This is a genomic window from Streptomyces sp. MCA2, assembly GCF_023544705.1.
Classification (GTDB): Bacteria; Actinomycetota; Actinomycetes; order Streptomycetales; family Streptomycetaceae; genus Streptomyces; species Streptomyces decoyicus.
The window spans coordinates 59099-66283 of sequence record NZ_JAMJFM010000054.1; the positions used below are offsets into that span (position 1 = coordinate 59099).

A 7185-nucleotide genomic window follows, 5' to 3' on the forward strand; every position below is an offset into this window, starting at 1 on the left:
GTGCCCCTTCCGAGTGCCCGGTTGGGTCAGTAACAGGCCTGCCAGGAAGCAGACGGAGCCCACGGGAGAGAACTTGGAGACATACCTGTCGAGCCGAGGCGTGGGAGGAACCATGGGCGTAGGCCGGCTGCTCCGCGACTGGCCCGCGTACCGGCAGCTCAGGGGCGGGGACCCGCTGGGCCGGGGACGCGCCGCGATGTCCCGGCGCACCGAGGAGCTGCGGCCGCGCACGGACACCGCCGAGCGCGTGGTGGCCTCGGTCTGCCCGTACTGCGCGGTCGGCTGCGCCCAGCAGGTGTACGTCAAGGACGAACGGGTGGTGCAGATCGAGGGGGATCCCGGCTCCCCGATCAGCAGGGGGCGGCTGTGCCCCAAGGGGGCGGCGACGCTTCAGCTGACGACGGGCCCGTCACGGCGCCATCAAGTGCTCTACCGGCGCCCTTACGGGACCGAGTGGGAGCCGCTGGATCTCGACACGGCCATGGACATGATCGTCGAGCGGGTGATCAAGCTGCGCCGTGACACCTGGCAGTGGGAGGAGGACGGCAGGCGGGTCGCCCGGACGCTCGGCATCGCCAGTCTGGGCGGCGCGACCCTCGACAACGAGGAGAACTACCTGATCAAGAAGTTGCTGACCGGCCTCGGCGTGATCCAGGTGGAGAACCAGGCCCGGGTCTGCCACAGCTCCACGGTCGCCGGCCTCGGCACCTCGTTCGGGCGCGGCGGGGCGACCACCTTCATGCAGGACCTCCAGCACGCGGACTGCATCGTCATCGAGGGCTCCAATTTCGCCGAGGCGCACCCGGTCGGCTTCCAGTGGGTCATGGAGGCCAAGGCCAGGGGTGCCCGGATCATCCATGTCGATCCGCGCTTCACCCGCACCAGCGCCCTGTGCGATCTGCATGTGCCGATCCGGGCGGGCAGCGACATCGCCTTCCTCGGCGGGATCATCCATCACGTCCTGAGCGAGGAGAAGGACTTCCGGGAGTACGTCCTCGCCTACACGAACGCCGCCACCCTGGTCCGCGAGGACTTCCGCGACACCGAGGATCTCGACGGCGTCTTCTCCGGCCTGGACGAGGAGCGGCGGCAATACGACCCCGAGAGCTGGCAGTACGAAGGCACCGACGTCCAGGCACCGGCGGGCGACGTCGAGCAGCTGCACGACCAGCGCCTCCGGGAGCGCCCGGTCGAGCCGCAGGCGATCCCGGGGCATGCCGAGACGCATGGCGCGGGCGGCCCCCAGGCCCACCCCCGCGCAGCGCAGGACCCGACGCTGCAACACCCCCGCTGCGTCTACCAGATCCTCAAGCGGCACTACGCCCGCTACACCCCCGAGATGGTCGAGCGGACCTGCGGGGTGCCACGCGAGACGTTCTTGCAGGTGTGCGAGGCGCTCACGGAGAACTCCGGGCGCGAGCGCACCAGCGCGTTCGTCTACGCGGTGGGCTGGACCCAGCATGCGACCGGCTCCCAGTTCATCCGGGCGGCCAGTGTGCTCCAGCTTCTGCTGGGGAACATCGGGCGCCCCGGCGGCGGTATCCAGGCGCTGCGCGGCCATGCGTCCATCCAGGGCTCCAGCGACATCCCCACGCTCTTCAACCTGCTGCCCGGCTATCTGCCGATGCCGCATGCGCACGCCCACGAGGACTTCGACACCTTCGTCGCGGCGAGCCGTACCGACAAGGGTTTCTGGGGCGAGATGCGGGCGTACTTCGTCAGTCTGCTCAAGGCCTACTACGGCGACGCGGCCACTGCCGACAACGACTTCTGCTTCGGCCATCTGCCGCGGCTGACCGGCTCGCACAGCACCTACGACACCGTGCTCGCCCAGCTGGACGGCGTCTGCAAGGGCTACTTCCTGTTCGGTGAGAATCCGGCCGTCGGCTCCGCCAACACCCGGTTGCAGCGGCTGGGAATGGCCAACCTTGACTGGCTGGTCGTCCGCGACTTCTCCCTCATCGAGTCGGCGACCTGGTGGCAGGACGGCCCCGAGACCGAGACCGGCGAACTGCGCACCGAGGACATCGGGACGGAGGTGTTCTTCCTCCCCGCGGCCGCCCACACCGAGAAGTCCGGGTCCTTCACCAACACCAACCGCTGGCTCCAGTGGCACCATGCCGCCGTCGAGCCGCAGGGCGACGCGCGCAGCGATCTGTGGTTCATGTACCACCTGGGCCGGCGCATCAAGGAGAAGCTGGCGGCGTCCACCGATCCGATGGACCGGATGATCCAGGATCTGACCTGGGACTACCCGGTGGAGGGGCCGCTCAGGGAGCCGGTGGCGGCGGCCGTGCTGGCCGAGATCAACGGGCACGGTCCCGATGGGGCGCCGCTGAGTGCGTACACGGAGCTCAAGGACGACGGTTCGACCCGGTGCGGCTGCTGGATCTACTGCGGGGTCTTCGCGGACGGCGTCAACCAGGCCGCCCGCCGCACCCCGCACACCGAGCAGGACTGGGTCGCCGCACGATGGGCCTGGGCCTGGCCCGCGAACCGGCGGATCCTCTACAACCGGGCCTCGGCCGCCCCCGACGGCACTCCCTGGAGCGCGCGCAAGGCCTACGTCTGGTGGGACGCCGACGACGGGCACTGGACCGGCCATGACGTCCCCGACTTCGTTCCCGACCGGGCCCCGGACCACGTACCGCCGGCGGACGCCACGGGACCTGACGCCCTGCGCGGCGACGACCCCTTCATCATGCAGGCGGACGGCAAGGGCTGGCTCTACGTACCGGCCGGGCTGCACGACGGGCCGCTGCCCACGCACTACGAGCCGCAGGACTCCCCGTTCCCCAACGCCCTCTACCCCGACCGCCCGCGGTCCCCCACCAAGCAGCTCTACTTCCGCGAAGGCAACCGCTATCACCCCAGCGGCGACGAACCGGGCGCCGGGGTCTATCCGTTCGTGCTGACCACCCACCGTCTCACCGAGCACTTCACGGCGGGCGGGATGAGCCGCTGGTCGCCCTATCTGGCCGAGCTACAGCCCGAGTTGTTCTGCGAGGTGTCACCGCAGCTCGCCGCGGAGCGCGGTCTGGAGCACAACGGATGGGCCACGCTCATCACCGCCCGCAACGCCATCGAGGCCCGGGTGGCGGTCACCGACCGCATCAGGACGCTGACCGTGCACGGCCGTACGGTGCACCAGATCGGGCTGCCGTTCCACTGGGGGCCCAACGGGGTCGTCACCGGCGACGCGGCGAACGAGCTGGTCGCCATCGCGCTGGACCCCAACTCCCATATCCAGGAGGACAAGGCCCTCACCGCCGACATCCGGCCGGGACGGCGGCCGCGCGGCCCCGCGCTCCCCCGCCTGGTGGCCGACTACCGGCGGCGCGCGGGCATCACCGAGCACACCGGAGAGGACCACCGGTCATGACCGACAGCCTGCTCAGCGGCCCGGAGCCCGACCCGGCCGGCGACGCCGGGCATGCCGATGCCCCGCCGCGCGTGGGGTTCTTCACCGACACCTCCGTCTGTATCGGCTGCAAGGCGTGCGAGGTGGCGTGCAAGGAGTGGAACGCGATCCCGGAGGACGGCCTGTCCCTCACCGGCATGTCGTACGACAACACCGGGGGCCTCGGCGGCTCGACCTGGCGTCATGTGGCCTTCATCGAGCAGTCGGCGCCACCGGCCGCGCCGGCGGTGCCCGCCCCCGAGGGCCGTACGCAACTCCCTCTCGCTGCGGATGCCGTACCGGCGGGCGGCGAGTTCCGCTGGCTGATGTCCTCCGACGTCTGCAAGCACTGCACCCATGCCGCCTGCCTCGACGTCTGCCCGACCGGCTCGCTCTTCCGTACCGAGTTCGGAACCGTCGTGGTCCAGGAGGACATCTGCAACGGCTGCGGCTACTGCGTCCCGGCCTGCCCCTACGGCGTCATCGACCAACGCCCGTCCGACGGCCGGGCCTTCAAGTGCACCCTGTGCTACGACCGGCTGGGTGTGGGGCTGGAGCCGGCCTGCGCCAAGGCGTGCCCGACCGAGTCGATCCAGTTCGGCCCGCTCGACGAACTGCGCGCCCGCGCGGCCCTGCGGGTCGACCAGCTGCATGCGGCGGGCGTGACCGACGCCCGGCTCTACGGCCACGATCCCGAGGACGGGGTCGGCGGTGACGGGGCGTTCTTCCTGCTGCTCGACGAACCCGAGGTGTACGGGCTGCCACCCGACCCGGTGGTCACCACCCGGGACCTGCCCGCGATGTGGAAGCACGCCGGCGCGGCGGCACTGTCGCTGGCGGGCGGTATGGCCCTCTCCTTCGCGCTGCCGACGCTCCTGCACAGGAAGGTACGACGATGACCGACCAGGCACCCCGCAGTGGCGGCACCCGCGCGCGCCGCCGCCCCAAGGGCGAGCAACTCATGGTCCCCCGGGCGGAGTTCCGCTCCTACTACGGCCGGCCGGTCATCAAGGCCCCCTCCTGGGCGGCCCGCGACATCGCCGGATACTTCTTCCTCGGCGGCCTGGCGGGCGCCGGCTCGGTGCTCGCCGCGGGCGCCCAGCTGACCGGCCGCACGACGCTGGCCGCCACGATGAAGGTGTCCTCCCTGGCCGCCGTGTCCCTCTCCGCCGCCGCGCTCATCAACGACCTGGGCCGCCCGGCCCGCTTCGCCCACATGCTGCGCGTGCTGAAGCCGACCTCGCCGATGAGCGTGGGCTCCTGGCTGCTCGGCGGCTACGGTCCGGCGGCCGGCGCGGCGGCCCTGTGCGCGGTCACCGGCCGGCTGCCGCGGGCCGGCGCCGCCGCCACCGCGGCCGCCGCGGTCCTGGGACCGGCCGTGGCCACCTATACCGCCGTGCTCGCCGCGGACACCGCCGTACCGGCCTGGCACGGCGCGCACCGCGAGCTGCCGTACCTCTTCGCCGCCTCCGCGACCGCCGCCGCGTCCGGTATGGCGCTGGTTCTCGCCCCCGCCCAGGAGAGCGCCCCCGCCCGCTGCGCCGCCGCCCTGGCCGCGGTGGCGGACTCTTTGGCGGTCCGGGCGGCCGAGCGGCGGCTGGGGATGGTGGCGGAAACCTACCGGGAGGGGCGGGCGGGCAGGCTGCTGCGCGGAGCGCGGGTGCTCACCGGCGGCGGCGCGGCACTGGCGGCGCTCGGGGGCCGTCAGCGCCGCGCAGCGGCCGTCGCAGGCGGCCTGGCACTGCTCGCCGGCTCGGCCTGCACCCGCTTCGGCGTCTTCGCGGCCGGCCTCGCCTCGGCCGAGGACCCGGCCTACACGGTCCTGCCTCAACGAGCCGCCCAAGGGCTGCTGCCGTCACACTGAGAACAGCAATGCGCCGCCACCACTATGTGTACCCGGCCGCTCACCGGTAAGCCGACAGAGCACGACCTCTTCGACCGGTGCCTCTGCGCGGGCCGTCCGTTCACAGCGGACCGTGACCGTCGTGCGGCCGGCGCTTGAGCACCCCCTCGACCGCGGGAGTCCACGTGCAGCGACGTCGTCCTCGGATCGTGATCGTCGGAGCCGGTTTCGCCGGTTACGAATGTGCCCGCACGCTCTCCCGGCTGGCCAAGGGAGCCGCCGAGATCGTGCTCCTCAACCCCCATGACTACTTTCTGTATGTGCCGCTGCTGCCGGAAGTGGCGGCCGGGATTCTCGAACCCCGCCGGGTGGCGGTATCGCTCACCGGGACCTTGCCGGGTGTCCGGCTCGTTCTCGGGCACGCCCATGACGTGGACTTCGATGCCCGTCGGGTGAGCTACACCGACCCCGAGGCCCAAGAGGGGTCCCTGTCCTACGACCGTCTGGTCCTGACCGTCGGCAGCGTCAACAAGCTGCTGCCCGTCCCCGGGGTCGCCGAGCATGCCCACGGCTTCCGCGGGATGCCCGAAGCGCTGTACCTCCGCGACCACATCACCCGCCAGATCGAACTGGCGGGTGCGGCCGAGGACCCGGCCGAACGGTCCGCCAGGACCACCTTCGTGGTGGTGGGCGCCGGCTACACCGGCACCGAAGTCGCCGCCCACGGCGTGCTGTTCACCGACGACCTGGCCCGGCAGAACACGGGACTGCGGGACGGTCCACGCCCCCGCTGGCTGCTGCTGGACGTCGCCGACCGGCTGCTGCCCGGGCTCGACGAACGACTGTCGCGCACTGCCGACCGGGTCCTGCGCTCCCGCGGCGTCGATGTCCGCACCCGCACGTCCGTCAAGGAGGCGACCCCGGACGGCGTACTGCTCGACGACGGCGAGTTTCTCCACAGCCGCTCGCTGATCTGGTGTGTCGGCGTACGGCCCGACCCGCTGGTCGACTCGCTGGGGCTGCCCACCGACAAGGGGCGGTTGTGCGTCGACAAGTTCCTGGGGGTGCCCGGCCGGCCGGAGGTGTTCGCCTGCGGTGATGCCGCGGCCGTGCCGGACCTGACCCGGCCCGGTGAGGTGACGCCGATGACCGCCCAGCACGCCCAGCGGCAGGGCAAGGTCGCGGCGCACAATGTGGCGGCGTCCTGCGGCCAGGGCTCACCGCGCGCGTACGAGCACCGCGATCTGGGGTTCATGGTCGACCTCGGCGGTGTCCAGGCCGCGGCGAACCCCCTGCACATCCCGCTCTCCGGCCCGCTCGCCGGCGCCCTCACCCGCGCCTACCACCTCCTGGCGATGCCGGACAACCGCATCCGGGTGGCCGCCGACTGGCTCCTGGAGGCCGTGCTGCCGCGCCACGGCGTACAGCTGGGTCTGCTCAGCTCCTGGTCGGTACCGCTGGACACGGAAACCCCCGAAGTGGCCCGCCTGCCGCACGACCCGCCGGAAACGGCATAGGACTGTCGCTCGGATCAGGCCGGGCTCTCGGGTCCGGCCTGATCCACACCACGGGCCCTGGCCGCCACGGTCTGCGCGTCATTCCCACCGCGCCGGGTACCCGGGCCGCATGGAGAATCTGGTGAGGGAAGCAACGACCGTGCCCGGACAACTCGCCGCGCCTCACGTGACCAGCGGCGCCCTGCTCATCCTCGTCGGCGTGCTCCTCGTCGCCGTCATCATTGCGGCCTTCGCCTGGGGACGCCGCCTCAAGGCCCGCGCACCGGCCCCGCCCACGCCCGAGGAGCAGCCACGACTGCCGGAGGGCGGGCCCGTGGGCGATGTCGTCGAGAGCCGCGAGCCCGATGAGCTCCCCCGAACGGACCAACGGCGCACACCGCACGAGCTGAAGGGCGACGGGAGCGGCTCCCGGCGCGGTTCCTAAC

General features: G+C 72.0%; 5 protein-coding genes. All 5 read left to right on the forward strand.

What is annotated here, in order from left to right; all coding sequences use genetic code 11:
- The first annotated feature begins 112 nt into the window (after positions 1-112).
- A complete protein-coding gene (gene fdh, locus M8I34_RS33380; protein ID WP_250056015.1) occupies positions 113-3382 on the forward strand; it encodes a formate dehydrogenase in 3270 nt (1089 codons plus the stop codon).
- Complete coding sequence (locus tag M8I34_RS33385) at positions 3379-4299, forward strand: 4Fe-4S dicluster domain-containing protein (protein WP_250056017.1); 921 nt, start codon at positions 3379-3381, stop codon at positions 4297-4299. Before fdh ends, M8I34_RS33385 begins: the two co-directional genes overlap by 4 nt.
- Positions 4300-4361: 62 nt before the next feature.
- Positions 4362-5264, forward strand: a complete 903-nt coding sequence (nrfD, locus tag M8I34_RS33390; RefSeq protein ID WP_374211024.1) for an NrfD/PsrC family molybdoenzyme membrane anchor subunit — start codon at positions 4362-4364, stop codon at positions 5262-5264.
- Between the two features lie 188 nt (positions 5265-5452).
- Entirely contained in the window at positions 5453-6760 is a 1308-nt protein-coding gene (locus tag M8I34_RS33395) for an NAD(P)/FAD-dependent oxidoreductase (protein WP_250056034.1), read from the forward strand.
- A 121-nt stretch (positions 6761-6881) separates the two neighbouring features.
- Positions 6882-7184, forward strand: a complete 303-nt coding sequence (locus M8I34_RS33400) for a DUF6479 family protein (RefSeq protein WP_250056021.1) — start codon at positions 6882-6884, stop codon at positions 7182-7184.
- Position 7185: the final 1 nt, after the last annotated feature.